Genomic DNA, 26,547 nt, shown 5'->3' on the forward strand with positions numbered 1-26,547 from the left:
TGAGTCTCGGTTATGTTTGGCCGAAGGCTTGTGTCATGATGATCCGACCGCAGGTTAGTCGCCCTCTTCCTATATGAATAGATCTTCCGCGTTGCTCCTCGCCTTTGTCTTCCTCAGCGGTTGCCAATCTCTGGCACCCGTTTCATCGGACGCTACGTCGCCGGTGGAAGACAGCACCTCCGCCCCTGAAAAGCCCAAGGTCTATTCCTCGTTCAGCGAAGACACCGTCTTCAGCCTGCTGAGCGCTGAACTCGCGGGCCAGCGCAATCGTTTCGACATTGCCCTGGACAACTACGTGACCCAGGCCATCAACACCCAGGATCCGGGCATCTCCGAGCGGGCCTTTCGCATCGCCGAATACCTGGGCGCCGACCAGGCTGCCCTGGACACATCGCTGATCTGGGCGAAAAACGCCCCCGACGACCTGGAAGCGCAGCGAGCCGCCGCGATCCAGCTGGCCCGGGCCGGGCGCTATGACGACTCGATGGTCTATATGGAGAAGGTCCTGCAAGGCAAGGGCGATACCCACTTCGACTTTCTTGCCCTGTCCGCAGCCGATACCGACCAGGACACGCGCAACGGCCTGATGAAAAGCTTCGACCGCCTGCTGCAGAAACACCCGCACAACAGCCAGTTGATTTTCGGCAAGGCCTTGCTCATGCAACAGGACGGCGACGCCAAGGAAGCCCTGGCCCTGCTGGAACAGAACCCACCGGAAGACGGCGAAGTTGCGCCATTGCTGCTGCGCGCCCGCCTGCTGCAAAGCCTGAACCGGGGTAAAGAAGCCCTGCCGCTGCTGGAAAAAAGCATCCGCAAGTACCCGGACGACAAGCGCCTGCGCCTGACCTACGCCCGCATGCTGGTGGAGCAGGACCGCATGGAGGATGCCAAGACCCAGTTCTCCAGTCTGGTCCAGCAATATCCGGAAGATGACGAACTGCGCTATTCCCTGGCACTCGTCTGCCTGGAGGCCAAGGCCTGGGAAGAAGCCAAGGGCTACCTGGAAGACCTGATTGCCCGTGAAAGCCACGAAGACTCCGCGCACCTGAACCTGGGCCGGATCGCCGAAGAACTCAACGACCCGCAAGGGGCCTTGATCGAATACGGCCAGGTCGGCCCGGGCAATGACTACCTGCCCGCACAGTTGCGCCAGGCCGATATCCTGATGAACAACGGCCGCACCGACGAGGCGCAAAAACGCCTGGTGGCGGCCCGCGACGCCCAACCCGACTACGCCATCCAGCTGTACCTGATCGAAGTCGAGACCCTGTCGGCGAACAACCAGGGCGAGCGCGCCTGGAAAGTCATCCAGCAGGCCCTGCAGCAATACCCCGACGACATGAACCTGCTGTACACCCGCGCCATGCAGGCGGAAAAACGCAATGACCTGGCGCAGATGGAAAAGGATCTGCGCCTGATCATCCAGCGCGAACCGGACAACGCCATGGCATTGAACGCCCTGGGCTACACCTTATCTGACCGCACTACACGCTATGCCGAAGCCAAGACCCTGATCGAGCAAGCCCACCAGCTGACTCCGGAAGACCCGGCCGTCCTCGACAGCCTGGGCTGGGTGAATTTCCGCCTGGGCAACCTGGACGAAGCCGAACGCCTGCTGCGCCAGGCCCTGGAACGCTTCCCCGATCAGGAAGTGGCGGCGCACCTGGGTGAAGTGCTGTGGAACAACGGCAAGCAGCGCGAGGCCAAGCAGATCTGGAGCAAGTTCCTCAAGGATCAGCCCGACAGCCCCGTGCTACGCGGCACCATCAAACGCCTGACCGGATCAGAGACTCTTTAAGACCATGTTTTTGCGCCACTTTATCGTTTTCAGCTTTATCGCCCTGCTGGCCGGCTGCGCCGGCTTCGGTGCCCGCGAGTCCGTCCAGGGCCAGGGCAACCCTGCGCAATGGCGCTTGCACAAGGATCAACTGACCGGCCTCGACGGCTGGCAGATCAACGGCAAGATCGGCATTCGTGCCCCCAAGGATTCCGGCAGCGGCACGCTGTTCTGGCTGCAACGCCAGGACTACTACGACATCCGCCTGTCAGGCCCGCTGGGCCGTGGCGCCGCACGACTCACCGGTCGTCCCGGCCAGGTCAGCCTGGAAGTGGCCAACCAGGGTCGCTATGAATCCGCAAGCCCGGAAACCCTGCTGGAAGAACAGCTGGGCTGGAAGCTGCCGGTCTCGCACCTGGCCTGGTGGGTTCGCGGCCTGCCCGCGCCCGACAGCAAAAGCCGCCTGACCCTGGACGGCGACAGCCATCTGGCGAGCCTGGAGCAAGATGGCTGGCAGGTGGAATACAGCAGCTACTCGCAGCAGAACGGCTATTGGCTGCCCGAGCGGATCAAACTGCACGGCAGCGACCTTGACGTCACCCTGGTGATCAAGGAATGGCTGCCGCGCAAGCTGGGGCAATGAAATGTCCGTGGAAAAACTGACCCTGCCCTCCCCGGCCAAACTCAATCTGATGCTGCACATCCTCGGTCGCCGTGAAGATGGCTATCACGAGCTGCAGACCCTGTTCCAGTTTCTCGACTACGGCGATGAAATCACTTTCGCCCTGCGCGATGACGGCGTGATTCGCCTGCACACCGCGTTCGAAGGCGTGCCCCACGACAGCAACCTGATCGTCAAGGCAGCGAAGAAACTCCAGGAACAATCGGGCTGCACCCAGGGCGTCGACATCTGGATCGACAAGATCCTGCCCATGGGCGGTGGCATCGGCGGCGGCAGTTCGAATGCCGCCACCACCCTGCTGGGCCTCAATCACTTGTGGCAACTGGGCTGGGACGAAGACCGACTGGCTGCACTGGGGCTGACCCTGGGCGCCGATGTTCCGGTTTTCGTCCGCGGGCATGCTGCCTTCGCCGAAGGTGTGGGGGAAAAACTGACCCCTGAATATCCCGAAGAACCCTGGTATCTGGTACTGGTCCCGCAAGTGTCTGTTAGTACAGCAGAAATTTTTTCCGATCCTTTGTTGACACGGAACACCGCGCCCATTAAAGTGCGCCCCGTTCCCAAGGGAAACAGCAGAAACGACTGCCTTCCGGTAGTCGCAAGGCGTTATCCAGAAGTACGTAACGCATTGAATTTGCTAGGTAAATTTACCGAAGCAAAACTGACTGGAACTGGAAGTTGTGTGTTTGGGGGCTTCCCAAGCAAAGCTGAAGCTGATAAAGTCTCGGCCCTTCTTACAGAGACCCTTACAGGGTTTGTAGCCAAAGGAAGCAACGTTTCGATGTTGCATCGCAAGCTGCAAAGTCTGCTCTAAAGGAACCGAGTGCCAGGCATTCGAAGCAACAGATACAGGGGCGTCGCCAAGCGGTAAGGCAGCAGGTTTTGATCCTGCCATGCGTTGGTTCGAATCCAGCCGCCCCTGCCATTTTCCTATACTCATCCAGGTATACCCTCAGCCTTCAGGTACTGCGCGTGTCCAAGATGATGGTCTTTACGGGGAACGCTAACCCCGATCTGGCTCGGCGTGTCGTACGTCAGCTGCATATCCCTCTCGGTGACATCTCTGTTGGAAAATTTTCCGACGGCGAAATTACTGCCGAGATCAATGAAAATGTCCGCGGTAAAGACGTCTTCATTATTCAGCCGACTTGCGCTCCGACCAACGATAACCTGATGGAACTCGTGGTGATGGCCGACGCCTTCCGCCGTTCCTCAGCTACTCGTATCACTGCTGTTATTCCTTATTTTGGTTATGCCCGTCAGGATCGCCGTCCGCGTTCCGCACGTGTGGCTATCAGCGCGAAAGTCGTCGCTGACATGCTCACCGTAGTCGGCATCGACCGTGTTCTCACGGTTGATCTGCATGCTGACCAGATTCAGGGCTTCTTCGATATTCCGGTAGATAACATCTACGGCTCCCCGGTTCTGGTGGATGACATCGAAGATCAGCGTTTCGAAAACCTGATGATCGTGTCCCCGGACATTGGCGGCGTCGTGCGTGCACGTGCCGTGGCCAAGTCCCTGGGCGTTGATCTCGGGATCATCGACAAGCGTCGTGAGAAAGCCAATCACTCCGAAGTGATGCATATCATCGGCGACGTCGAAGGACGCACCTGCATTCTGGTCGATGACATGGTCGATACCGCCGGCACCCTGTGCCACGCGGCCAAGGCCCTGAAAGAGCATGGCGCAGCCAAGGTCTTTGCCTACTGCACACACCCTGTGCTGTCGGGTCGGGCCATCGAGAACATTGAAAATTCCGTGCTGGACGAGCTGGTGGTGACCAACACCATCCCGCTGTCCGCTGCAGCACAAGCCTGTGCGCGTATCCGTCAACTGGATATCGCACCGGTAGTTGCCGAGGCGGTTCGCCGTATCAGCAACGAAGAATCGATCAGCGCGATGTTCCGCTAGGGCCCGTCCCTGGCAGAACATCCCGATGACGAAAAGCGCCCCGTCCCAACCTGTGTTGGGACGGGGCTTTTTTGCCCATATCGCCTTTAGCGCTGGTCGCAAACGCTGGGGCGAGTGTGGTTATTTTGGAGATACAACATGAACGATTTTACTCTGAATGCTGAAGTGCGTTCCGACCTGGGGAAAGGTGCGAGCCGCCGCCTGCGTCGTCTCGCAAGCCTGGTTCCAGCTGTAGTTTACGGTGGCGACAAAGCCCCTGAATCCATCAGCATGCTGGCCAAAGAAGTTGCCAAGCTGCTGGAAAACGAAGCTGCCTACAGCCACATCATCGAACTGAACGTTGGTGGCACCAAGCAGAACGTCGTGATCAAGGCCCTGCAACGTCACCCGGCCAAAGGCCACGTGATGCACGCTGACTTCGTTCGCGTGGTTGCTGGTCAGAAACTGACCGCCATCGTTCCAGTGCACTTCATCAACGAAGCTGCTCCGGTCAAGAAAGGCGGCGAGATCTCGCACGTAATCGCGGAAATCGAAGTTTCCTGCCTGCCCAAAGACCTGCCTGAATTCATCGAAGTCGACCTGGCTGACGCTGAAATCGGCACCATTGTTCACCTGTCCGACATCAAGGCCCCTAAAGGCGTTGAATTCGTGGCCCTGGCACACGGCAACGACCTGGCAGTAGCCAACGTTCACGCTCCACGTGTTGCTCCAGAAGCTGCAGAAGGCGCTGCAGAGTAATTCACTCTGACGCGGGAGTTAAGCGGAGTACATCGCGGACTGGAACGTAGCGAGAAAGCGGGCGAGAACGCGAAGTTTGCCGCAAGGCAACCCAGCTCTTGTCGTCCACTTTCGCCGTAGCACCGGTTGCGGCGATGTCATCCACCACTCCAAAGAAGGGCCCCTATCGTGACTGCCATCAAACTGATCGTTGGCCTGGGTAATCCAGGCACCGAATACGAACAGACCCGGCATAACGCAGGGGCCCTTTTTGTTGAGCGCATCGCCGAAAAACAAGGGATCAACCTTGTCGCCGATCGCAAATATTTCGGCCTGACCGGGCGCTTCAGTCACCAGGGTCAGGACATTCGTCTGTTGATTCCCACCACCTACATGAACCGCAGCGGCCAGGCCGTGGCGGCGCTTGCCGGCTTCTTCCGCATCAAGCCGGAAGAGATCCTGGTGGCCCACGACGAACTCGACTTGCCGCCAGGCGTCGCCAAGCTCAAGACCGGCGGCGGCCATGGCGGGCACAACGGACTGCGGGACATCATCGCGCAGCTCGGTAATCAGAATACCTTTCACCGCCTGCGGCTCGGCATCGGCCATCCGGGCGTTGCCAGTATGGTTTCAAACTTTGTCCTGGGTCGTGCGCCACGCGCCGAACAGGAAAAACTCGATGCCAGCATCGATTTTGCCCTCGGCGTGCTGCCGGATATCTTCGCCGGTGAATGGAACCGCGCGATGAAAAACCTGCACAGCCAGAAGGCCTGACTCTACTCCTCGGGGAATACACCATGGGATTCAATTGCGGCATCGTCGGCCTGCCTAACGTCGGCAAGTCCACCCTGTTCAACGCCCTGACCAAATCCGGGATCGCGGCCGAGAACTTCCCCTTCTGCACCATCGAGCCCAACAGCGGTATCGTGCCGATGCCCGACCCGCGCCTGGACGCCCTGGCCGCCATCGTCGTGCCCGAGCGCGTGCTGCCGACCACCATGGAGTTCGTCGACATCGCCGGCCTGGTGGCCGGTGCTTCGAAAGGTGAAGGCCTGGGCAACAAGTTCCTGGCCAACATCCGCGAAACCGACGCCATCGCCCATGTGGTCCGCTGCTTCGAAGACGACAACGTGATCCACGTGTCCAACAGCGTCGATCCCAAGCGCGATATCGAGATCATCGACCTGGAACTGATCTTCGCCGACCTCGACAGCTGCGAAAAACAGTTGCAGAAAGTCGCCCGCAACGCCAAGGGCGGTGACAAGGATGCCGTGGCCCAGAAAGCCCTGCTGGAGCAGTTGATCGCCCACTTCACCGAAGGCAAGCCGGCCCGCAGCCTGATGAAGGACATGAGCAGCGATGAGAAGCTGATCATCCGTGGCTTCCACCTGCTGACCACCAAGCCGGTGATGTACATCGCCAACGTTGCCGAAGACGGCTTCGAGAACAACCCGCTGCTGGACGTGGTCAAGGCCATTGCCGAGGAAGAAGGCGCGATCGTGGTGCCGGTGTGCAACAAGATCGAGGCGGAAATCGCCGAGCTTGATGACGGCGAAGAAAAGGACATGTTCCTCGAGGCCCTGGGCCTGGAAGAGCCCGGCCTGAACCGGGTGATCCGCGCCGGCTACGAAATGCTCAACCTGCAGACCTACTTCACCGCAGGTGTGAAGGAAGTCCGCGCCTGGACCGTGCGTGTCGGTGCTACCGCGCCCCAAGCGGCCGCGGTGATCCACACCGACTTCGAGAAAGGCTTCATCCGTGCCGAAGTCATCGCCTACAACGACTTCATCCAGTTCAAGGGTGAAGCCGGAGCCAAGGAAGCCGGTAAATGGCGTCTGGAAGGCAAGGAATACATCGTCAAGGACGGCGACGTGATGCACTTCCGCTTCAACGTGTAATGCCCCTTCAGCCCCATTGCCTGGCAATGGGGCTGATTCCCCCCGCTACATCCAGCGGCCTCAGAAGTAAGTGGTCGCCCCCGCGAAGAACGCCCGTCCGGGCACATAGAAGTTGGTCGATCCGTCCCGCAGGTCTTTATCCAGCAGGTTCTGCACGCCGCCATTCAGGGTCAGCCACTTGGTCAGTGCCAGGTTCGCCGTCAGGTCGTAGGTGGTGTAGGACTGCACGAAATCATTGCCCAGGCCCCGCTGCTTGCCGACGTGCTGAGCCGAAAGCTCGGTGCTCAGACGGTCGGTGACCTGCCAGTCCAACGCACTGAATGCCGACAGTTTGGGTGAACTGATCAGGTCTTCACCGGTGGACAGGTTCTTGCTTTCCAGCATGTAGGTGGCGTTGGTGCGCCAGTTCACGGAGTCGCCCAGCGGCACCCGGGCGGTGCCTTCCCAGCCACGGGTACGGGCCTTGTCGACGTTTTCCAGCATGGTCCACCAGCGGCCCTGGTACTGGCCCAACGGGCCGTATTCGATCTTGTCGGTGAAATCGGTGTGGAAGTAGGTCAGGCCCGCTTCCCAGCCATCGTGGTCGAACGAAAGGCCGATTTCCTTGTTGGTGCTGGTTTCCGGTGTCAGGTTCGGATTGCCCGCCATCCAGCAACTACCAGTGACATAGCCCAACGGCCGCAACGAACCACAGCCCCGGCCTGCGGATTCGGTAGCCGCCCCCGCACTGCCCTCCTTCAGGCTTGGCGCACGAAACCCCTTGGAAACACCGCCACGCACGGTCCAGTCCGGGTGCGGGTGATAGACCACATACGCCCGCGGGCTGTTGTGGTTACCGTACTTGTCGCTGTGGTCGAAGCGGTTGCCCAGGGTCAGGGACAGGTTGTCCAGCAGGAACAGTTCATCCTCGATAAAGGCCGCCGAGTAATCGCCCTTCAAGGTCGAGCCACTGACCGGCGCGCCCTGATAATCCACGGGTACCGTGCCCAGGGTATCGGTGTTGGTCAGCTCTTCACGCTTCCATTGCCCGCCCACCGTCAGGCGCTGGTCCAACAGCAATTGGAAGGGAATATTCAGGCTGCCCTCGACGATCTTCTCTTCCGAGTTGGCTTTGCCCAGGTCAAGGTCGTTGCGGTACTTGTTCAGGTAGGCATCGAGCTTCGAGGTGCCAAAGCTCCAGTCGCCGGTATGGGACAGAATGTAGCTGTCGCGGGTCAGGCGGCTGGGGCCGAAGGCGCCACCAACGGTCTCGTTCCAGTCACCAAAGGTCTTCTTGGACGCCCAGGAATGCTCAACGCCATGCACCGCCTCGAAGGACAGGCTCTGCTCCTGGTTGATCTGCCAGTCCAGCAGTGCATTCACGCTCTGATCCTTGGAGCCGCCCGCGCCATCGTCGTACATGAAATCGCCCTGGGCATCGCGCCGCGCCTCTACCTCATCCGCAGCCCGACGCGTGACGTTGGCCCCCAGGCGCAGCCCCAGGGACTCCGTCAGCGGACCTGCCGCATTCATGCTGTACTGAGTGGTCTGGCCGCGGTCGGAATCCTTGGGCACGGTGATATTGGTGCTGGCCGAGCCGGTCCAGGTCCGCGAGACCTTGCGGGTGATGATATTGATCACCCCGCCCATGGCGTCCGAACCATACAGCGACGACATAGGCCCGCGGACGATCTCGATGCGCTCGATCATGTTCGGCGAGATCCAGTTCAGGTCCTGGCGCGCCAGGTCGCGGCGATAACTCAGGTCCGCGGAACTGCCGACCCGCTTGCCATCCACCAGGATCAGCGTGTACTTGTCGTCCAGCCCCCGCAGCTTGATCTTCGACTGCTCGCCCACCGGGCCGAAACCACCGGTCACCCCCGGCACCCGGCGCAGCAGGGTATTGAGGTCATAGACCGGCTGGCGCTCGATTTCCTCGCGGGTGATGACGCTGACACTGGCCGGGGCATCCTTGAGATCCGTGGCGCCGCCAGTAGCCGTGACAAAGGCGGTATCCAGTTCCAACGATGCAGGCTTGGCCTCTTCAACCGCATCGCCGGCCTGCGCCAGCGGGGCCAGCAGGCCGACACCGGCGCTGAGCAGAAGCGAATTGAACAGGCAGGAGCTGACTTTCATTACAAACGATCCTTGTCGATTCAATGCACCCGGATGGTGCATCAAGGGAGAGAGGGATCGGAGTGTAATGCTAATGAATATCATTTATAAATAGGAATGTTTCCGCACTGTTACATTACGGCTTGCCGCCCGTTGCAGGCAGCGCCCTGAAACGGCCCACTGCATGCGGGTCGCTTCAGGGTCGTGGGCTCAGCAGATTTCTTCGTAAGGCAGGCCCACATAGTTCTCGGCAATGTTCACCAGGCCAGCGTGGGAGTTGAGGAAATATTCGCGATCGGCCTGCTGCATCTTGTGGTCCCAGGCATCCTGCCGGTCGCCGAAATCGTGCAGCAGATTGGTCATGAACCAGCTGAAGCGTTCGCCCTTCCACACCCGGCGCAAGGCCAGTTCGGAATACTTTTCCAGCAGCTCGGTACGCCCTTCGCGGTAGACCTTGACCAGGATCCGGTACAGGTAACACACATCGGAGGCCGCCAGGTTCAGGCCCTTGGCACCGGTAGGCGGAACGATATGGGCCGCGTCCCCCACCAGGAACAGCTTGCCGTACTGCATGGGCTCCACCACATAGCTGCGCAGCGGCGCGATGCTTTTCTCCAGCGCTGGCCCGGTCACCAGGTCAGCCGCCACCTCTTCTGGCAGACGGGCCTTGAGCTCGTTCCAGAAGCGCTCGTCGGACCAGTCCTCGACCTTGTCGCTCAGCGGCACTTGCAGGTAGTAGCGGCTGCGGGTCAGGGAGCGCTGGCTGCACAGCACGAAACCACGTTCATGCTGCCCATAGATCAGTTCGTGATTGACCGGTGGGGTATCGGACAGCAGCCCCAGCCAGCCGAAGGGGTATTCGCGCTCGTAGTGGGTCAGCACGTCTTCGGGAATGCTCTTGCGCGCCACACCATGAAAACCGTCGCAGCCGGCGATGTAATCGCAGTCGATGCGCTGCAGCTGGCCGTCTTTTTCATAGGTGATATAGGGCTGCGCGCCCTTCATGTCATGGGGCTGCACCTTGTCCGCCGAATAGATGATCGGCGCTGCGCAGGCAGCGCGGGCCTCCATCAGGTCGCGGGTGACTTCGGTCTGGCCATAGACCATCACCGTCTTGCCGCCGGTCAGGGCCTTGAGGTCGATACGCACGCGCTTGCCGCCCATCAGCAGCTCCACCCCTTCATGGACCAGGCCTTCAGCGTCCATGCGGCGGGCCACACCGGCCTCGCGCAGCATGTCCACGGTGCCCTGCTCCAGCACACCGGCACGGATGCGGCCCAGCACGTAGTCCGGGGTCTGGCGCTCGACAATCACGGTGTCGATGCCGGCCTTGTGCAGCAGTTGGCCCAGCAGAAGGCCGGAAGGTCCGGCGCCGATAATCGCAACCTGAGTTTTCATTGTTGTCGTCTCATAAGGGCATTCCAGTCACCGTGCAGGCGAAATCCGGAATTTATGGTTATTGTTGTACCCCTGCATTTTTGCCGACAAAAATCGCAAAAAATGGTGATTAACCGCCGTAAAAATGCACTTTTGAAAACAGCGTTCGATTATCGAGCATTCCAATCCCTCACCCCCAGGGCCGCGCCCGATGAAAGCCAGTCGCTCCAGCATCCCCGTATTCAAGCTCTACGGCGAAAACCAGGCCTGGCCGACTCCGGACCTGCTGCACTGTGAATCCATCCCCAAGCGCAGCAGCCTGCACCACTGGGAGATCAAGCCGCACCGCCACGCCGACCTGTATCAACTGCTCTATGTGCAAAGCGGACAGGCCCTGGTGGAAGTCGAAGGGCGCCGCGAGGACGTGCGCGAAGCAACCATCCAGGTGGTGCCGCCGCTGATGGTCCACGGCTTTCAGTTTTCCGAGAATATCGAGGGCTACGTGCTGACCCTGGGGGCGCCGCTGGTGGCCCAGCTGGAAAGCCAGCTGGGGGCGCCGCTGGCGGTCCTGGCCGCGGCCGGGCGCTACCCGGTGGGCCGTGACCGGCAGCGCCTCAACAGCCTGTTCAAGACCTTGCTGGAGGAATACGAAGGCAGCGCCTCGGCGCGGGACCTGCTGCTGCATTCGCTGGTCAACGTACTGCTGGTGTGGATCAGCCGCCGACGTCAGCAGAACGTGACGCCCAGCAACCGCAGCGAGCGCAACCAGCAACTGTTGGGGCACTTCATCAAGCTGGTGGAGCAGCATTACCAGGAGCACCCGACGGTGGAAGCCCTGGCCCATCGCATCGGCCTGTCCAGCGTGCACCTCAATACCCTGTGCCGGGAACTGGCCGGGCAGACCGCGCTGCAGATCATCCACCAGCGCCTGATGCTGGAGGCCAAGCGCAACCTGATCTACACCAACATCAGCATCAGCCAGCTCTCGGACAACCTGGGCTTCAGCGACCCCACCTACTTTTCCCGCTTCTTCAAGCGCCTCGGCGGCCAGACACCCAACGCCTTTCGCCAAGGCACCGGGCACACCCGCCAGGGCGGCTGAAGCCCAGGCAAAAAAAAGCCCGGGGCCAGTACCCCGGGCGTTCTATCGCCAGCACGCCTCAAGCCATCAGGCTTTGCGGGTACGCGGCAGGAAGATCGCCAGCACCCCGAACAGCGGCAGGAACGAGCACAGGTAGTACACATACTCGATGCCATGAATATCCGCCAGGTGCCCCAGCAGCGCCGCACCGATCCCGCCAAAACCGAACATCAGGCCGAAGAACACCCCGGCGATCATGCCAACGTTGCCCGGCACCAGTTCCTGGGCGTACACCACGATGGCGGAGAATGCCGAGGCCAGGATAAAGCCGATCACCACGCTCAGGACGCTGGTCCAGAACAGGTCGACATGGGGCAGCAACAGAGTGAACGGCGCCACCCCGAGGATCGAGAACCAGATCACTGCCTTGCGCCCGATCTTGTCGCCGATCGGGCCGCCGAAGAAGGTTCCCGCCGCCACGGCCCCCAGGAACAGGAACAGATGCAGTTGCGAGCTGGCCACCGACAGGTCGAATTTCTCGATCAGGTAGAAGGTGAAGTAGCTGGTGAAGCTGGCCATGTAGAAATACTTGGAAAACACCAGCAGCCCGAGGACCACCAGGGCGCTGATCACCCGGTTCCTGGACAGGCCGTGAGTCGCCGCCTGGCCCTGCTTGAGCTTGTACAGGCGCAGGTGGTTGGCATACCAGCGGCTGATGGCGTACAGCACCACCAGGGCAAACAGCGCGAACAGGCCGAACCAGGCCACATTGCCCTGGCCGTAGGGAATGATGATGGCCGCAGCCAGCAAGGGGCCGAAGGCGGTGCCGGCATTGCCGCCGACCTGGAAGCTCGACTGGGCCAGGCCATAGCGCCCGCCCGAGGCCAGCCGCGCGACCCGCGAAGCCTCCGGATGGAAGGTCGAGGAGCCAATGCCGATCAATGCTGCTGCCAGCAGGATCAAGGGAAAGCTGCCGACCTGGGACATCATCAGGATGCCGATCAGGGTGCAGATCATTCCCGCCGGCAGCAGGAATGGTTGAGGCCGGCGGTCGGTGTAGTAGCCGACCCAGGGCTGCAACAGCGACGCGGTCAGCTGGAAGGTCAGGGTAATCAGGCCGACCTGGGTGAAGGTCAGGCCGTAGCTGTCCTTGAGCATCGGGTAGATCGCCGGCAGCACTGCCTGGATCAAGTCGTTGATCAGGTGCGCCAGGGCCACCGCACCAATGATGCGCAGGACCAGGGGACTGCTTTGCGAAGCCGGGGAAGCCGTCGCGGCGACGCTCGGGGAGTTGCTGCTAGCCATAGGATTTTCCGTACAACGGGTGGGTGCACAGGGGCAGGTGCGTCAATGTGCCATTTTTCGGTGCAGTCGCGCCATCCCATTAGCTTGCTAACGAACCCCGATTCGCGCCTCGGGGAAATCCGCTTCCAGCTCGGCCTTGAGCCACTGGATAAACCATTCCACATCCTCCGACCACTCGCTGGCCGGGGTCAGCACCCGGTAGCTTTCCAGCTGCACCTGGTCTTCCAGCACCCGCACCAGGGTGCCGGCCTTGAGCTCCTCGCGCACCAGCACTTCGTTGGCCAGGGCAATACCACCGCCGCTTTCCGCCACCGACAGCGCATGGTCGTTGTTCACGTAGATCAGGTCGGACGTGAGCTGGATATCCAGGCCATTGGCGGCGAACCACATGTTCCACCACTCGCCGTCATCGAAGTGGATCAACTCATGGCGGGCCAGGTCCGCCGGCTCGCGAATCGCCTCGATACTGGCCAGGTAGGCCGGGGTGCAGATGGGAAACACCCGGGGGCAGATCAGGCTGACCCGGGACTCGGCGTATTGCCCGTCCAGGCCGTAGGCGATCCCCAGGTCGCTGCTCTTGGCATCCACTTCGCTAAAGGTCGAGTTCGGCTCGATGGCGAACTTCAGGCCCGGGCGCACGTGGCGCAGCGCCTCCAGGCGCGGGGTCAGCCAGCGCTTGGCAAACCCCGGCACGACCATGATCCGCAGCCAGCGCTCGGCGGCCCTGGGCTGTACCTCGCGCCCGGCCTCGATGATCAGTTGCAGGGCGGCGGCGATCTTGCGGTGGTACTTCTCCCCCGCCGGGGTCAGGTTCACGCCGCGGGACGTGCGCTCGAACAGCTGCACCCCGAGCCAGTCCTCCAGCAGCTTCACGTGGCGGCCAATGGCCGGCTGGGTCACATGCAAGGCCCTTGAGGCTTCGACATAGCTGCCAAGACGGGCGGCGGCATCAAAAGCACGCACTGCATTCAACGGTGGCAAACGCTGCTCGACCATGATTTCGCCCGCCTCTTGCTATTAAATTTTTTAACAGCCGGTATGTTAAAATTGATGTTTCGCCCCCGCAACCCCTCACTGATAATCAGCCCCAGCAGAACCCGGTAAAACCCGCGCAAAGCCTGCAAAGACAAGCTTTCCACGCACCCGACACATTTCGATCCTGCCCAAGAAAAACAAGATCCATGGCCTGCACGACAGCTCATGGGGGAATCGGAGGTAAGGCATGAATGCCCTGCATGCGCTGCAAACGCTGGCGGTGTCCATCCGTTCAGTGCGCAAGGTCTACGGCGATCCACACAGCGGCCCGGTGGCCCTGAAGAACATCGACCTGGATATCCGCGACAACGAATTCTTCACCCTTCTCGGCCCCTCGGGCTGTGGCAAGACCACCCTCTTGCGGATGATCGCCGGGTTCGAGTTCCCGACCCAGGGCGAGATCCTTCTCTATGGCGAGAACATCGCCGACCGGCCGCCCTTCGAGCGCCCGGTGAACACGGTGTTCCAGCATTACGCACTGTTCCCCCACATGACCCTGGCCGAGAACCTGGCCTTCGGCCTGGAATCGCGCCCTATGGGCCAGGTATTGAGCAAGGCGCAGATCGCCGAGCGGGTGCGCGAGATGCTGGCCCTGGTGCAGATGGAGCGCTTTGCGGCGCGCAAGCCCAACCAGCTGTCCGGCGGCCAGCAGCAACGCATCGCCCTGGCCCGAGCCCTGGCCCCCCACCCCAAGGTACTGCTGCTGGACGAGCCGCTGTCGGCCCTGGACCTCAAGCTGCGCCAGGCCATGCGCGAAGAACTCAAGGCCATCCAGGCCAAGACCGGTATCACCTTCATCTTCGTCACCCACGACCAGGAAGAAGCCCTGACCCTGTCCGACCGCATCGCCGTGCTCTCCGAAGGCGAAGTGCAACAGGTGGGTCGCCCGGAAGAAATCTACGAGCAGCCGCGCAATCGCTTCGTCGCCGACTTCATCGGTGAAACCAACTTCATCCCGGCCACGGTCAGCCGTGTCGAAGCGGGCCTGGCCTGGTTCAGCGGGCCCGCCGGGCAGGCGCTGCCGGCGCAACCCTGCACCACCGCCAAGGTCGGCCAGCAGGTCACCCTGTCGGTGCGCCCCGAGCGCTTGCACCTGCGCGGTGATGCCTCGCAAGGCGCCCTGGCGTGCCGTATCGAAGCGCTGATCTACCTGGGTACCGACCTGCAATACCAGGTCAGCCTCGGCGACGGCACGCGCCTCACCGTGCGCACGCCCAACAGCCTCGAACACCACCCGCGCCTGAGCGTAGGCAGCAGCGCCGGGCTGCTGTTCGAACGCGGCAGCGCCAGCGTCCTGCTGGATTGACCACGAGGATTCGCCATGCACGCTTCTTCGATTTCCCAGCACCTGGAACGGCGCAAGGCCCTGCGCAGCTTTCTCGGGGTCAGCCCGGCCCTGGTGGCCATCGGCCTGTTCCTGATCGTGCCGATCCTTATCGTCATCGGCTATTCGTTGATGGAAGCCAACCCCTACGGCGGGGTGAACAAGGTCTTCAGCAGCGACGCCTACACCTCCCTGCTGTTCGAACGGCAACTGGACGACAGCCTGGCCTTCGCCGACTCCTACCTGCTGATCGCCCTGCGCTCGATCGGCATCGCCGGGCTGACCACGGTGATCACCCTGCTGATCGGTTTTCCGGTAGCGGTGTGGCTGGCGATGCAGCCAGTGCAGCGCCGCGGCCTGCTGATCTTCCTGATCACCGTGCCGTTCTGGGCCAACCTGCTGATCCGCACCTACGCCTGGATCCTGCTGCTGCGCAACACCGGGGTGATCAACAACAGCCTGATGGGCCTGGGGGTCATCCACGAGCCGTTGCAGTTGCTGTACACCGACGGTGCGGTGCTGCTGGGGCTGGTCTACACCTACGCGCCCTTCGTGGTGCTGCCGATCTACGCCACCCTGGAAAAGATGGACACCCGCCTGCTGGAAGCGGCCCAGGACCTCTACGCCGGACGCATTCGGACCCTGCGCAAGGTGGTGCTGCCCATTGCCAAGCCGGGAATTTTCGCCGGGGCGATCCTGACTTTCGTGCCCTGCCTGGGGGCGATGATCGCCCCGGAACTGCTGGGGGGCGGCACCCGGATGATGCTTGGCAACCTGATCTTCCGGCAGTTCAGCGATGCCCGTAACTGGCCCTTCGGCGCAGCCCTGTCGCTGGTGCTGATGGCCGCGGTGATGCTGGTACTGACCGTCTACGCCCTGCGCGCCCAGCGCCAGAAAACCCTTCAGGAGGGTGCATGATGATCCGCCTGTTCAAGCGCAACGGCCTCGGTGTCCAGGACTTTCCCGGCTTCGGCGGTTTCAGCTTCCTGTTCTACCTGTACCTCTACGCGCCGATCCTGGTGCTGGTGGTGTTCTCCTTCAACGCCAACCAGTCGGCCACGGTGTGGAGCGGCTTCAGTCTCGACTGGTACCGCGCGGCGTTCGCCAACCAGGCCCTGCGCCAGGCGGCAGGCAACAGCCTGCTGATCGCCGTGTGCGCCAGCATGGCGGCCACCGCCATCGCCACTCTGGCGGCCCTGGGCACCTCACGCGGGGCGAAGTTCAAGGGCCTGCAACTGTCCATGGGCGCCATCATGCTGCCCCTGGTGCTACCGGAAATCGTCGTCGGCGTGGCCACCCTGGCGCTGTTCTCCACCCTGGGGCTGTCCCTGGGCTACGGCAACCTGATCATCGCCCACACGGTGTTCTGCATCCCCTTCGCCTATTTGCCGATCCGCGCCCGCCTCAACGACATGGACCTGTCCCTGGAACACGCCGCGGCGGACCTGTACGCCGGCCCCTGGCGCACCTTCCGCAAGGTGACCCTGCCGCTGCTGATGCCGGGGATCGTCTCCGGGCTGATGCTGGCCTTCATCGTCTCCCTGGATAACTTCGTGATCTCGATGATGGTGTCCCAGGCCGGCACCACCACCCTGCCGATCTTCATCTTCGGCCTGTTGCGCATGGGCGTGACACCCGACGTCAACGCCGTGTCGACGCTGATCCTCGGCGTCTCGGTGCTGTTCGTCAGCCTCTCTTATCTGCTGAGCAAGAAACACGCTTGAACCTTCCACTGACCTTGGGGAAATGACATGAGCAAGTTGATCGCAAGCCTGGGTACCTCGTTGTTGCTGAGCCTGCCACTGGCGGTGCAGGCCGCCGAGAAACTCAACGTCGTGAGCTGGAGCGGCTACTTTTCGCCGGAAATTCTCGCCAAGTTCCAGAAGCAGACCGGTATCGAGGTCACGGTGGACTCCTACGATTCCAACGAAACCCTGCTGGCCAAGCTGAAACAGGGCGGCACCGGTTATGACGTGGCGATCCCCTCCCACCAGTTCATCCCGATCCTGATCAAGGAGCAGTTGCTGGAGCGCTTCGACCCGGCCAAGCAGCCCTATTACGCCAGCGTGGTCGACAACCTGAAGAACCCGACCTGGGACCCGGAAGGCGCCTACTCGGTGCCCTTCATCTGGGGCACCACCAGCGTGGTGCTCAACGGCGAACGCTACAAAGGCCCGAGCGACAGTTACAAGGTGCTCTACGAGCCACCAGCGGAGCTGCAGGGGCGGATCAACATGTTCGACTCGGTGAGCGAAGTGATCGACATGGCCAGCCTGTACCTGAACATTCCGCTGTGCAGCGAAGACCCCAAGCAGATGCAGCAGATCCTTGGCCTGCTCAAGGCGCAGAAGCCCTTCGTCAAGACCTACAGCTCCAAGGCCGGGGCGATCCGCGAGAACCTGGCGGCCGGGGAAATCGACATGTCGATGTTCTGGGGCGGATCGTCCATGCGCGCCCGGGAAATGAAGCCCGGCCTGAAGTACCTCTACCCGAAAGAGGGCGTGCTGGCCTGGGTGGACAACATGGTCATCCCCAAGGGCAGCAAGAACCCGGCAAACGCCAAGGCCTTCATCGCCTTCCTCAGCCAGCCTGAGAACGCCGCCATGACCCAGAACTTCCTCAAGCACCAGAGCCCGATCAAGGGCGTCGAACCCTTCCTCGACGCCGGCCTGAAGGACGCCCCCGAGCTGCACATTCCCGAGGGCACCAAGGTGGTCTTCAGCCAGACCTGCGGCGAAGGCGCAATCCGCCTTGCCGACCGCCTGTGGACCAACCTGATGCGCTGAGCTGCGTTGACTTCTGCCGCCCCGGCCTGGATGCCGGGGCGTTTCTAAAGCCGTTTGAAAGGCCCTCCTGCCATGATCGCCAAGCCCCCCAGCGAACTGGTCCTGCTCCAGGCCCATGAACTCGCCGAGCGTATCCGCCTGCGTCAGGTTTCCTGCCGGGAAGTGATGCAGACCTACCTTGCCCACATCGAGCACTACAACCCCCTGGTCAATGCCCTGGTCAGCCTGCAACCGGCCGAAGCCCTGCTGGCCGAGGCCGACCGGCGCGACGCCGAACTGGCCCGTGGCGAATATCGCGGCTGGATGCACGGCCTGCCCCACGCGATCAAGGACCTGTCCCTGACCCACGGCATCCGCACCACCCTGGGTTCGCCGCTGTACCGGGATTTCATCCCCGAGCGCGACGGCATCATGGTTGAACGGATCAAGGCCGCCGGGGCGATCCTGATCGGCAAGAGCAACACCCCGGAATTCGGCCTCGGCTCCCAGACCTACAACCCGCTGTTCGGCGCCACCGGCTGTGCCTATGACCCGAGCAAGACCGCCGGCGGCAGCAGTGGTGGCGCCGCCGCGGCCCTGGCCCTGCACCTGGTGCCGGTGGCCGACGGCAGCGACATGATGGGTTCGCTGCGCAACCCGGCGGCCTTCAACAACATCTTCGGTTTTCGCCCGTCCCAGGGCCGGGTGCCGTTCGACGACAGCAGCGACCTGTTCATCGACCAGCTCGGCTACGAAGGCCCCATGGCCCGCAGCGTGCGCGACGCGGCCCTGCTGCTGTCAGTACAGGCCGGCGGCGATGCACGGGCGCCACTGTCCATCGCCGAATCCGGCCAGGGCTTCGCCGCCCCGCTGGAACGTGACTTCAAGGGCACGCGCCTGGGTTGGCTGGGGGACTTCAACGGTTACCTGCCAATGGAAAAGGGCCTGCTGGAGCTCTGCGAAAAGGCCTTGGGCGATTTCCGCAGCCTGGGCTGCAGCGTAGAACCGGCCAGCCCCGACTTCGCCCCCGAACGCCTGTGGAGCAGTTGGCGCACCCTGCGCCACTGGATGGTCGCCGGGTCCCTGGGCAGCACCTATGCCGATCCACAGAAACGCACACAGTTCAAGGACGAGGCCATCTGGGAAGTGGAGAACGGCCTCAAGCTCTCCGCCAGTCAGGTATTCGAAGCCTCAGTGATTCGTAGCGACTGGTACCGCGCCATCTCCCGGCTGTTCGAACGCTTCGATTACCTGCTGCTGCCCAGCGCCCAGGTCTTCCCCTTCGACAAGAACATACCCTGGCCGCGCAACATCGAAGGCGTGGCCATGGACACCTACCACCGCTGGATGGAGGTGGTGATTCCCGGCACCTTGTCCGGCTGCCCGGTGGCCAGCGTCCAGGCCGGATTCAATGCCAACGGCCTGCCCATGGGCTTGCAGATCATCGGCAAGCACCAGGCCGACTTCGCCGTCCTGCAATTGGCCCACGCCTACGAACAGGCCAGCCGCTGGTTCCAGCGCTGCCCATCGCCACTGATTTTCGGGGGAAAGGGATAAACGGTTGATAGCGTAGATAATTTTTTTATAAAAACGCTTGACGCATTGTCGTTCCGAGCGAATAATGCGCGCCACTTGGCTACATAGCTCAGTTGGTTAGAGCATAGCATTCATAATGCTGGGGTCCGGGGTTCAAGTCCCTGTGTAGCCACCAAGTACTAAAAACGGCTTACCGCAAGGTAGGCCGTTTTTTTATGCCCGCGAAAAAGTACCGGGGATTACGCCGCATTGATCCACAAACGCGACACCCGCATTGAGCACCGCCACTGGCTGGGATAGAACTCTCCGGCAGTGTTTGTGAGAGCTGCGCAATCCTCACTTCAAGGGCTCGAAAATGAAAACAAAAATCACCCGAACCGCGGTCGCTCCCTGGCTGTTCTCGCTCCTGGCAATCACCTGTACCTCGACCTTCGCCGAGCAGGCTCCTACCCCGCCCTCCAACCTGCTGACCGCCGCCGTGGCCTGGAAGCAGACCGCCGCAGAGTTCGAGGCGCTGTACTACCAGGGCTTCAACATCGCCCGTCTGCAACTGGACCGCGCCCTGCAGGAACACAAGGCCGGCGACCGCCCCCTGGCGATCATCAGCGACGTTGACGACACCGTGCTCAGCAGCAACAGCTACTGGGGCTACATGATCAATTCGGGCAAGGAGTTCTTCGACGACGAGGCCTGGGACAAATGGGTCGCGGACAATGGCCCGGTGGCCACCCCGGGCGCCGTGGAGTTCCTCAAGTACGCCCAGTCCAAGGGCGTCGAAGTCTTTTACGTCACCAGCCGCGACCAGGGCGAAAAGACCTACGAATACGCCCTGGCCAACCTGCGCAAGAACCAGCTGCCCTATGCCGATGAGCAGCACCTGACGGTGTACCGCGACAGCTCCAACAAGGAGCCGCGGCAGCAGGAGATCGCCAAGGACCACAACGTGGTGCTGATGCTGGGCGACAACCTCAACGACTTCAAACGCAAGTACTACGTGGCCGACGTCAAGCAGCGCAGCAGCCTGATGACCGAGGACAAGGAGCAGTTCGGCCGCAAGTTCATCCTCTTCCCCAACCCCACCGATGGCCATTGGCTGAAGGCGATCTTCGGCGACTCCGAACCGCCGGCGACTCCGGAAAATCGGGCCAAGTTCAAGGCCGCGGCCAGCTCGACGGCCTGGCAGATGAAGCCCTGACAGGGCGCCGCAACATCAGCGCAACGCTGGCCCGCCATGGCCAGTGTTGCGCCAAGGCCCCAGGGATGTCATAAACGCCAGCCCCTGCATTCAGGCAGGAACAAGGAGTCGTTTTCTCATGTGGGCAAGGAAGCTGCTGTTGCTGATCTCGTGCGGGGTACTTGGGGCCTGCAGCACTCCCGAGCCGATCCAGTACCTGCCCGGCCGGGTCATCTACCGCATCGACTCATCACGCTTTTTCGAGATCGACCGGACCACCTTCAAGCTCTGCAACGGTTCCTCGCCGGTCATCGCCAGCAGTGGCGACATGGTGCACTACACCGACACCCGGCTCGGCATCCACACCCCGGTTGCACCCTTTGGCTCATTCAACGGCATCACCGTGCATGGCCGTGGTTCGCACTTGATGATCGATGCTGCCAACTCCAACTACCTGGTGATTCCGATTGCCCAAGGACCGGGCTTCAGCAAGGGCGGGGCCGGCTTGCCGCGCCTGTACTTTTCCCAGGATGCCGGGCGTACCTGGCTGCGCATCACCGCGCCCAGGTACCTGGAAAGCCCTGAGCGAACCTGGCTGACCGGCTCCGTCCTTTCGATCGAAGGCCCCCTCCTGCACGGCGCCGCGCAGATCGACCTGTCCTTGAACTACGAGACGCTCAAGGACCACTCGCCCTACTCGATGCTGTCTTACCCACAACGCTGGCAACGCACCGATAGCACTCGTACACCTGGCTACTTCGAACCCGCTCGCCAAGCCCCCATCGATGACCGGTTCAATTGCGCCACGGGGGCCAAACAGGGCTGACCCAGCACGTAGGGCTTGAAAAACCGCAGCAGACTGCGGTTTTTTTCGCTCAGTTGAACGGCTGCGGACGCGGTGTCTGCGCCGAGGACGGCGGCAGGATCGGCAGCTTGAAGTCCGGCTGGTCACCGGTCAGGGTTTCAAGGAAGGCCACGATCTGGCTGACCTCCTCGGTACCCAGCTTGCGTCCCAGTTGTAGACGGGCCATCACGTCCACCGCCTCTTCCAGCTTCCAGTAGGCGCCGTCGTGGAAGTAGGGATAGGTCAGCGCCACGTTGCGCAGGGTCGGCACCTTGAACAGCATGCGGTCGGCATCCTTGCCGGTCAGCCCGGCCACGCCCTGGGCCGGGTTCTGGGTGACATAGGGCTCGATCATGCCCATCTTCTGGAATGAGCCACCGCCCACCGCCTCGCCGTTGTGGCAAGCCACGCAGCCGATGGACTTGAACAGTTGGTAGCCCTTGAGCGCGGTGGGGCTGATGGCCGCCTTGTCGCCCTTGAGCCAGCGGTCGAACGGCGCATTGGGGGTAACCAGGGTTTCTTCGAACGCAGCGATGGCGTTGGTCACGTCGTCAAACTTGATGCCGTCGTCGCCGTAGACCTGCTTGAAGGAGGCCCGGTACTGGGGAATGGAACGCAGCACGTCCACCGCCAGGTCATGGGTGAAGCCCATCTCCCCCGGGTTGGCGATGGGGCCACCGGCCTGTTCCTGAAGCGTGGCCGCGCGGCCGTCCCAGAACTGCGCGACGCTCATGCCGGAGTTGAGCACCGTGGGCGAGTTGATCGGCCCCTGGTGCCAGTTGTGGCCAATGGAGGTGGGCAGGTTGTCGCTGCCGCCCATGCTCAGGTTGTGGCAGGAGTTGCAGGATATGAAACCGGACTTGGACAGGCGCGGGTCGAAGAACAACTGCTTGCCCAGCTCCACCTTGGCCACATCGGTGATCTTCACCGGCTGTACCGGCTGGATCGGTTCGCTTGGCGTTTCCCCCCTGACCTCCCCCCCCAACAGCAATCCGAAAACAAGTAACCACTTACAACGGTGCATGACGTCCCCTCATCAGGCTTATAGTTTGTTTCACCCTGTACCCAACGCCCCCCTCCCGCCCTGACTCAGATCAATCGACGGCCGGGTGAAAGACTGCCTGCGACCCTGTGTACAGGGGAGATGGCCCACTCCAGCCAACTGCCCAGGGCTACATCCGGGTCCAACTGCCGGCGCCACTGCTGTACATTCCCCCGCACGGACGACCCCTCATTTCCCTGTGAACGGAGCTCAACGCGTGTTCTCGAACTTCCCTCCCCGTCACCGCCAACTGCTCGGCCTCAGCCTGCTGGCTGCCGCCCTCAGCCTTGGCGCCTGCCACAACCCGCCTTCTTCCAACGCTCTGCCTGCCGCCCCGGAAATCGCCTCGGGCTACCGCACCGACATGCAGACTCGCCATGCCGACAAGCACATGGCCGCCGCTGCCAACCCGCTGGCCGCCGAGGCCGGGCGCGAAATGCTGCGCAAAGGCGGCTCGGCCATCGACGCGGCGATTGCCATGCAGGCCGTGCTGACCCTGGTGGAACCGCAGTCCTCGGGGATTGGCGGCGGCGCGATGATCGTGCTCTGGGACGGCAAGGCCGTGCGCACCTATGACGGGCGGGAAACCGCGCCGGCCGGCGCCACCGAGAAGCTCTTCCTGCAGGCGGACGGCAAGCCCATGGCCTTCCCCCAGGCGCAGATCGGTGGACGCTCGGTCGGCACCCCGGGCGTGCTGCGGGCCCTGGAAATGGCCCACCAGAAACACGGACGCCTGCCCTGGGCGCAATTGTTCGAACCGGCGATCCGCCTGGCCGAGCAAGGCTTCGCCATTTCGCCACGGCTGCACACCATGATCAGCGCCGATCCTTTCCTGGCACGCTCGCCGGACATGGCCGCGTATTTCCTGAATGCCGACGGCACGCCGAAAGCCGTGGGCACCTTGCTGAAAAACCCGCCACTGGCCGCGGTGCTCAAACGCATCGCCGAGGAAGGCCCGGATGCCCTGTACAAGGGCCCGGTGGCGGCAGAAATCGTCGCCAAGGTCCAGGGCCACGCCAACCCCGGCAGCCTGTCGCTCAACGACCTGCAAGGCTACCGCGCCAAGGAACGCGCGCCGCTGTGCAGCGACTACAAGCGCTGGCAGGTGTGCGGCATGCCGCCGCCCTCCTCCGGCGGCGTGGCGGTGGCGCAGATACTCGGCACCCTGCAGGCCCTGGAACAGCGCGACCCGCGCTACACCCTGGCCAACCTCAAGCCGCAGAAAACCAGCCTGCCCGCCGGCCTGGAGCCCGCACCACAAGCGGTGCACCTGATTGCCGAAGCCGAGCGCCTGACCTATGCCGACCGTGGCCTGTACGTGGCCGACAGCGACTTTGTGCCTGTGCCGGTGGCCGGCCTGATCGCCCCGGACTACCTGGCCAAGCGTGCCGCACTGATTGGCGAGCGCAGCATGGGCAAGGCCGAACCGGGCAAGCCCCAGGGCATCCAGGTGGCCTATGCACCAGACCGTTCGCCAATGCGCATCTCCACCTCGCAAGTGGTGGCGGTGGATGACCTGGGCGGCGCCGTATCGATGACCACCACGGTGGAAGCGGCCTTCGGCTCGCACCTGATGGTCCAGGGCTTCATGCTCAACAACCAGATGACCGACTTCTCGTTCATTCCCGAGGAAAACGGCCAGCCGGTGGCCAACCGCGTCCAACCGGGCAAGCGCCCGCGCTCGTCCATGGCGCCAACCCTGGTCTTCGACCGTGCCAGCGGCGAACTGCTGGCCAGCGTCGGCTCCCCCGGCGGCTCGCAGATCATCGAGTACGTGGCCAAGTCGGTGGTCGGCATGCTCGACTGGAACCTCGACCCGCAAGCCGCCGTCGGCCTGCCCAACTTCGGCAGCCGCAACGGGCCGACCGAACTGGAGAAAGGCCAGTTCAGCCCGGCCCTGAAGCAGGCACTGCAAGCTCAGGGACATGAGGTAAACGAGATCGACATGACCAGCGGCACCCAGGCCATCGTTCGCGTGCGTGATGCACAGGGCAAGGCGTCCTGGGCCGGCGGCGCCGACCCGCGGCGCGAAGGGGAGGCACTGGGGGATTGAGAGTAATCGGATGAACCCGAGGGCTGGCCGTGAGGCTGGCCCTTTTTTGTGGGCGGTGAACGAGGGCTCTGTATGCAAGATTTTGCGGCGGTCTGTGTCTGATCCGGCCTTTGGATCTGCCCTAGCATCGTCCCTGTCCACCGAGGAACCGACGATGAACACGATTGCAGCCGACCTTGATATCCCGGGCCTGAGCCCACGCCGCCTGACGCCCCAGGACCTTGAGCTGATCTGCCGCCATCGCCAGGCGATGTTTCTCGATGCGGGTAAGGATCTCTCCACCTTGCAGGTGATGACCGAGCACTTTCGCCCCTGGTTGCGTGAACGCCTGGAGGACGGCCGCTACTACGGCTTCGCCCTGATGGACGCCGAGCAGAGCGTGGCCAGCATCGGCCTGATGAGCATCGACTGGCCGCCCCACCCTTCCCATCCGACCCAGGATCAACGCGGCTACGTGCTCAACGTCTACGTCGAACCGGCCTACCGGCGCCGCGGCCTGGCTTCGGCGCTGATGAAACTGGCAGAGGCCGAGTTCAGCCAGCGCGAGATGGGCTTTGCCGTGCTGCATGCGACCGAGGCCGGCAAGCCGCTGTATCAAGGGCTGGGTTGGGCGGCGACCAGTGAGATGGCGAAGGTGTTGGAAGCTTGAGTTAGCTGCTCTGGATCATAGAGCAGCACCGAGCAGAGTTGCCCGGGTTTCAGGTCATGCAAAAGGTGACATCGGGGACATGGATCACACACAAGAAAACGAATGGGCTGACTGGAAATCAGGACTCCGCTCATTGGAGTTGCAACCCCACGTTCTTAATCTTTCAGGAGTCATCTCCTAACACCCACCATTGCCGCAAGGTACGTCAAGGACGTAGAATCCTCCCGCATGCTGACGATCATAGAATCTCCGCTGTTTTCCAAACTCTGGCCCGATTACTGGACCGAAGAGGAGCGTGGAGAGTTCATGACGTTTCTTGCCAACGACCCGGAGTCCGGCGTTGTCATCCCGGGCTCTGGCGGTTGCAGGAAAATCAGATGGAGCCTTGATGGACGTGGAAAAAGTGGCTCGGTGCGGGTCATCTATACCACCCAGCTCGCATGCGGAGCCCTGGTTGCGCTGGTGATCTATGGCAAAGGCGCTACCGAAAACATTCCAGCACCTGTTCTACGCAGAATTGCGAAGGAGATGAATCATGCCCCTTACTGAAAAAGAACTATTGGAGCGCGATGCCAAGCGCAATATTGGCCAGGAGCTTCTGGACGCGATCATCGATGTCAAAGCCGGCCGGCATGGCCATACCCATAGCATTCCGATCACCAAGGCCGCCGAAGCGCGCGGTAAAACTGGGTTGTCGCAACCCAAATTTGCCCAACTGCTTGGCGTGTCGGTAAGGACCCTTCAAGAGTGGGAGCAAGGTCGGCGCTCGCCTTCTGGAGCTGCCCGTTCATTGCTGCATATCGCAATGCTCAGGCCCGATGTATTTCGAGAGGTGCTGGCACAACCTCAGTAGCCGCTGCCGCAGGCTGCGACAAGGCCCGAAGGGCCTTCGGCGCCCGGGAGATCGCTGCGACCGTTCCGGTCGTTCGCAGCCTGCGGCAGCGGCTACAGGGTTGGTCAATCTCATAGTCATAAAATGTCGCGGCAATGCCGTTGCGACGCCCTCCACACCCCGCTATCCTTCGCCCGTCGCTGCAACATCAGCGAACGGGCTTGGCGGCCCGAACCACGAAAGGCGCAATAGCGCCAAAACACGAATGCAGGCGCTTTTTTTGTGCCTGCATTTCTGTGTCATGGCGGATTGCGCAGGGACCCCTTCGGGGGTGCCGGTTCCTTTCGTGCCGGTCCGCCAACCTTGTGCAATCCGCCACCCAAATCTGCTTGGCGGCAGACGGTGGTGGTTCCCAATACGAAAGGAGTCGTCACCATGCACCACACTC

The 26,547-nt window shown here is 62.2% G+C and carries 24 protein-coding genes and 2 tRNA genes; 21 read left to right on the forward strand and 5 right to left on the reverse strand.

From position 1 onward, the window contains the following. The first annotated feature begins 73 nt into the window (after positions 1 to 73). The 8 genes from A9971_RS24705 (at position 74) to ychF (ending at position 6,988) form a co-directional block, all read left to right on the forward strand. Entirely contained in the window at positions 74 to 1,798 is a 1,725-nt protein-coding gene (locus tag A9971_RS24705) for a tetratricopeptide repeat protein (protein WP_011063408.1), read from the forward strand. A gap of 4 nt (positions 1,799 to 1,802) precedes the next feature. Continuing rightward, positions 1,803 to 2,420, forward strand: a complete 618-nt coding sequence (lolB, locus tag A9971_RS24710) for a lipoprotein insertase outer membrane protein LolB (RefSeq protein WP_019095037.1) — start codon at positions 1,803 to 1,805, stop codon at positions 2,418 to 2,420. A gap of 1 nt (position 2,421) precedes the next feature. Then, entirely contained in the window at positions 2,422 to 3,273 is an 852-nt protein-coding gene (gene ispE, locus A9971_RS24715; RefSeq protein WP_065365191.1) for a 4-(cytidine 5'-diphospho)-2-C-methyl-D-erythritol kinase, read from the forward strand. Positions 3,274 to 3,309: 36 nt separating this feature from the next. Beyond that, positions 3,310 to 3,384: transfer RNA gene (locus A9971_RS24720), tRNA-Gln, on the forward strand. A gap of 47 nt (positions 3,385 to 3,431) precedes the next feature. Beyond that, complete coding sequence (locus A9971_RS24725) at positions 3,432 to 4,373, forward strand: ribose-phosphate pyrophosphokinase (protein WP_003171603.1); 942 nt, start codon at positions 3,432 to 3,434, stop codon at positions 4,371 to 4,373. A 138-nt stretch (positions 4,374 to 4,511) separates the two neighbouring features. Beyond that, complete coding sequence (locus A9971_RS24730; RefSeq protein WP_011063411.1) at positions 4,512 to 5,111, forward strand: 50S ribosomal protein L25/general stress protein Ctc; 600 nt, start codon at positions 4,512 to 4,514, stop codon at positions 5,109 to 5,111. A gap of 168 nt (positions 5,112 to 5,279) precedes the next feature. Then, positions 5,280 to 5,864, forward strand: coding sequence for an aminoacyl-tRNA hydrolase (gene pth, locus A9971_RS24735; RefSeq protein WP_011063412.1), 585 nt, complete (start codon positions 5,280 to 5,282; stop codon positions 5,862 to 5,864). Between the two features lie 23 nt (positions 5,865 to 5,887). Further along, entirely contained in the window at positions 5,888 to 6,988 is a 1,101-nt protein-coding gene (gene ychF / locus A9971_RS24740; RefSeq protein ID WP_065365190.1) for a redox-regulated ATPase YchF, read from the forward strand. Positions 6,989 to 7,048: 60 nt separating this feature from the next. Here the strand turns inward: ychF and A9971_RS24745 are convergent, their stop codons facing one another. Together A9971_RS24745 and pobA are read right to left on the reverse strand one after the other, a co-directional pair. Further along, positions 7,049 to 9,103, reverse strand: a complete 2,055-nt coding sequence (locus A9971_RS24745; protein ID WP_183000070.1) for a TonB-dependent receptor domain-containing protein — start codon at positions 9,101 to 9,103, stop codon at positions 7,049 to 7,051. A gap of 189 nt (positions 9,104 to 9,292) precedes the next feature. Continuing rightward, the gene (pobA, locus tag A9971_RS24750; RefSeq protein ID WP_011063415.1) at positions 9,293 to 10,480 is read right to left on the reverse strand and encodes a 4-hydroxybenzoate 3-monooxygenase; all 1,188 of its coding nucleotides are present in this window, start codon (positions 10,478 to 10,480) and stop codon (positions 9,293 to 9,295) included. 190 nt (positions 10,481 to 10,670) lie between these two features. Here pobA and A9971_RS24755 point away from each other — a divergent pair, with 190 nt between their 5' ends. Then, entirely contained in the window at positions 10,671 to 11,561 is an 891-nt protein-coding gene (locus A9971_RS24755; protein ID WP_015636982.1) for a helix-turn-helix domain-containing protein, read from the forward strand. 66 nt (positions 11,562 to 11,627) lie between these two features. Here the strand turns inward: A9971_RS24755 and A9971_RS24760 are convergent, their stop codons facing one another. Together A9971_RS24760 and A9971_RS24765 are read right to left on the reverse strand one after the other, a co-directional pair. Further along, entirely contained in the window at positions 11,628 to 12,845 is a 1,218-nt protein-coding gene (locus A9971_RS24760) for an MFS transporter (RefSeq protein ID WP_011063417.1), read from the reverse strand. Positions 12,846 to 12,932: 87 nt separating this feature from the next. Further along, positions 12,933 to 13,841, reverse strand: a complete 909-nt coding sequence (locus tag A9971_RS24765) for a LysR substrate-binding domain-containing protein (RefSeq protein WP_011063418.1) — start codon at positions 13,839 to 13,841, stop codon at positions 12,933 to 12,935. Between the two features lie 226 nt (positions 13,842 to 14,067). Here A9971_RS24765 and A9971_RS24770 point away from each other — a divergent pair, with 226 nt between their 5' ends. From A9971_RS24770 to A9971_RS24805, 8 genes are all read left to right on the forward strand, one after another. After that, positions 14,068 to 15,186, forward strand: a complete 1,119-nt coding sequence (locus A9971_RS24770) for an ABC transporter ATP-binding protein (protein WP_041119858.1) — start codon at positions 14,068 to 14,070, stop codon at positions 15,184 to 15,186. Positions 15,187 to 15,201: 15 nt separating this feature from the next. Then, on the forward strand, positions 15,202 to 16,122 hold the full coding sequence (locus A9971_RS24775; protein WP_041119859.1) for an ABC transporter permease: 921 nt from the start codon (positions 15,202 to 15,204) through the stop codon (positions 16,120 to 16,122). Beyond that, the gene (locus A9971_RS24780; protein ID WP_015636986.1) at positions 16,119 to 16,928 is read left to right on the forward strand and encodes an ABC transporter permease; all 810 of its coding nucleotides are present in this window, start codon (positions 16,119 to 16,121) and stop codon (positions 16,926 to 16,928) included. The genes A9971_RS24775 and A9971_RS24780 overlap by 4 nt, the downstream gene beginning before the upstream one ends. A 27-nt stretch (positions 16,929 to 16,955) precedes the next feature. Next, positions 16,956 to 17,990 carry an extracellular solute-binding protein gene (locus tag A9971_RS24785; protein ID WP_011063422.1) on the forward strand — a complete coding sequence of 345 codons (1,035 nt, stop codon included), beginning with the start codon at positions 16,956 to 16,958 and terminating at the stop codon, positions 17,988 to 17,990. Between the two features lie 72 nt (positions 17,991 to 18,062). After that, positions 18,063 to 19,526, forward strand: coding sequence for an amidase (locus tag A9971_RS24790; RefSeq protein ID WP_123472958.1), 1,464 nt, complete (start codon positions 18,063 to 18,065; stop codon positions 19,524 to 19,526). A gap of 77 nt (positions 19,527 to 19,603) precedes the next feature. Next, positions 19,604 to 19,680 (forward strand) — tRNA-Met (locus A9971_RS24795). A 180-nt stretch (positions 19,681 to 19,860) separates the two neighbouring features. Next, positions 19,861 to 20,700: a 5'-nucleotidase, lipoprotein e(P4) family gene (locus tag A9971_RS24800; RefSeq protein ID WP_123431424.1), complete on the forward strand. Its 840-nt coding sequence runs from the start codon at positions 19,861 to 19,863 to the stop codon at positions 20,698 to 20,700. Between the two features lie 118 nt (positions 20,701 to 20,818). Next, positions 20,819 to 21,505 (forward strand): hypothetical protein, encoded by a 687-nt coding sequence (locus tag A9971_RS24805; RefSeq protein ID WP_103407751.1) that lies wholly within the window; start codon positions 20,819 to 20,821, stop codon positions 21,503 to 21,505. 49 nt (positions 21,506 to 21,554) lie between these two features. Here A9971_RS24805 and A9971_RS24810 read toward each other — a convergent pair whose 3' ends face one another. Next, positions 21,555 to 22,547: a cytochrome-c peroxidase gene (locus tag A9971_RS24810; RefSeq protein ID WP_125063673.1), complete on the reverse strand. Its 993-nt coding sequence runs from the start codon at positions 22,545 to 22,547 to the stop codon at positions 21,555 to 21,557. A gap of 235 nt (positions 22,548 to 22,782) precedes the next feature. Here A9971_RS24810 and ggt point away from each other — a divergent pair, with 235 nt between their 5' ends. The 4 genes from ggt to A9971_RS24830 all read left to right on the forward strand — a co-directional run bounded on the left by ggt (position 22,783) and on the right by A9971_RS24830 (position 26,120). After that, a complete protein-coding gene (gene ggt / locus A9971_RS24815) occupies positions 22,783 to 24,618 on the forward strand; it encodes a gamma-glutamyltransferase (protein WP_183000071.1) in 1,836 nt (611 codons plus the stop codon). Positions 24,619 to 24,772: 154 nt separating this feature from the next. After that, on the forward strand, positions 24,773 to 25,267 hold the full coding sequence (locus A9971_RS24820; RefSeq protein WP_183000072.1) for a GNAT family N-acetyltransferase: 495 nt from the start codon (positions 24,773 to 24,775) through the stop codon (positions 25,265 to 25,267). 228 nt (positions 25,268 to 25,495) lie between these two features. Continuing rightward, complete coding sequence (locus tag A9971_RS24825; protein WP_183000073.1) at positions 25,496 to 25,816, forward strand: transcriptional regulator; 321 nt, start codon at positions 25,496 to 25,498, stop codon at positions 25,814 to 25,816. Further along, entirely contained in the window at positions 25,803 to 26,120 is a 318-nt protein-coding gene (locus tag A9971_RS24830; RefSeq protein ID WP_125063670.1) for a DNA-binding transcriptional regulator, read from the forward strand. The genes A9971_RS24825 and A9971_RS24830 overlap by 14 nt, the downstream gene beginning before the upstream one ends. Positions 26,121 to 26,547 lie beyond the last annotated feature (427 nt).

Source organism: Pseudomonas sp. UME65, assembly GCF_014170225.1.
In the GTDB taxonomy this organism is placed as follows: domain Bacteria; phylum Pseudomonadota; class Gammaproteobacteria; order Pseudomonadales; family Pseudomonadaceae; genus Aquipseudomonas; species Aquipseudomonas protegens.

Excerpts from the sequence above, each read along its gene's own strand:
- A9971_RS24705 (WP_011063408.1), top strand. The coding sequence starts at position 74 with ATGAATAGATCTTCCGCGTTGCTCCTCGCCTTTGTCTTCCTCAGCGGT.
- lolB (WP_019095037.1), top strand. The coding sequence starts at position 1,803 with ATGTTTTTGCGCCACTTTATCGTTTTCAGCTTTATCGCCCTGCTGGCC.
- ispE (WP_065365191.1), top strand. The coding sequence starts at position 2,422 with ATGTCCGTGGAAAAACTGACCCTGCCCTCCCCGGCCAAACTCAATCTG.
- A9971_RS24730 (WP_011063411.1), top strand. The coding sequence starts at position 4,512 with ATGAACGATTTTACTCTGAATGCTGAAGTGCGTTCCGACCTGGGGAAA.
- ychF (WP_065365190.1), top strand. The coding sequence starts at position 5,888 with ATGGGATTCAATTGCGGCATCGTCGGCCTGCCTAACGTCGGCAAGTCC.
- A9971_RS24745 (WP_183000070.1), bottom strand. The coding sequence starts at position 9,103 with ATGAAAGTCAGCTCCTGCCTGTTCAATTCGCTTCTGCTCAGCGCCGGT.
- pobA (WP_011063415.1), bottom strand. The coding sequence starts at position 10,480 with ATGAAAACTCAGGTTGCGATTATCGGCGCCGGACCTTCCGGCCTTCTG.
- A9971_RS24755 (WP_015636982.1), top strand. The coding sequence starts at position 10,671 with ATGAAAGCCAGTCGCTCCAGCATCCCCGTATTCAAGCTCTACGGCGAA.
- A9971_RS24760 (WP_011063417.1), bottom strand. The coding sequence starts at position 12,845 with ATGGCTAGCAGCAACTCCCCGAGCGTCGCCGCGACGGCTTCCCCGGCT.
- A9971_RS24765 (WP_011063418.1), bottom strand. The coding sequence starts at position 13,841 with ATGGTCGAGCAGCGTTTGCCACCGTTGAATGCAGTGCGTGCTTTTGAT.
- A9971_RS24770 (WP_041119858.1), top strand. The coding sequence starts at position 14,068 with ATGAATGCCCTGCATGCGCTGCAAACGCTGGCGGTGTCCATCCGTTCA.
- A9971_RS24775 (WP_041119859.1), top strand. The coding sequence starts at position 15,202 with ATGCACGCTTCTTCGATTTCCCAGCACCTGGAACGGCGCAAGGCCCTG.
- A9971_RS24780 (WP_015636986.1), top strand. The coding sequence starts at position 16,119 with ATGATGATCCGCCTGTTCAAGCGCAACGGCCTCGGTGTCCAGGACTTT.
- A9971_RS24785 (WP_011063422.1), top strand. The coding sequence starts at position 16,956 with ATGAGCAAGTTGATCGCAAGCCTGGGTACCTCGTTGTTGCTGAGCCTG.
- A9971_RS24790 (WP_123472958.1), top strand. The coding sequence starts at position 18,063 with ATGATCGCCAAGCCCCCCAGCGAACTGGTCCTGCTCCAGGCCCATGAA.
- A9971_RS24800 (WP_123431424.1), top strand. The coding sequence starts at position 19,861 with ATGAAAACAAAAATCACCCGAACCGCGGTCGCTCCCTGGCTGTTCTCG.
- A9971_RS24805 (WP_103407751.1), top strand. The coding sequence starts at position 20,819 with ATGTGGGCAAGGAAGCTGCTGTTGCTGATCTCGTGCGGGGTACTTGGG.
- A9971_RS24810 (WP_125063673.1), bottom strand. The coding sequence starts at position 22,547 with ATGCACCGTTGTAAGTGGTTACTTGTTTTCGGATTGCTGTTGGGGGGG.
- A9971_RS24820 (WP_183000072.1), top strand. The coding sequence starts at position 24,773 with ATGAACACGATTGCAGCCGACCTTGATATCCCGGGCCTGAGCCCACGC.
- A9971_RS24825 (WP_183000073.1), top strand. The coding sequence starts at position 25,496 with ATGCTGACGATCATAGAATCTCCGCTGTTTTCCAAACTCTGGCCCGAT.
- A9971_RS24830 (WP_125063670.1), top strand. The coding sequence starts at position 25,803 with ATGCCCCTTACTGAAAAAGAACTATTGGAGCGCGATGCCAAGCGCAAT.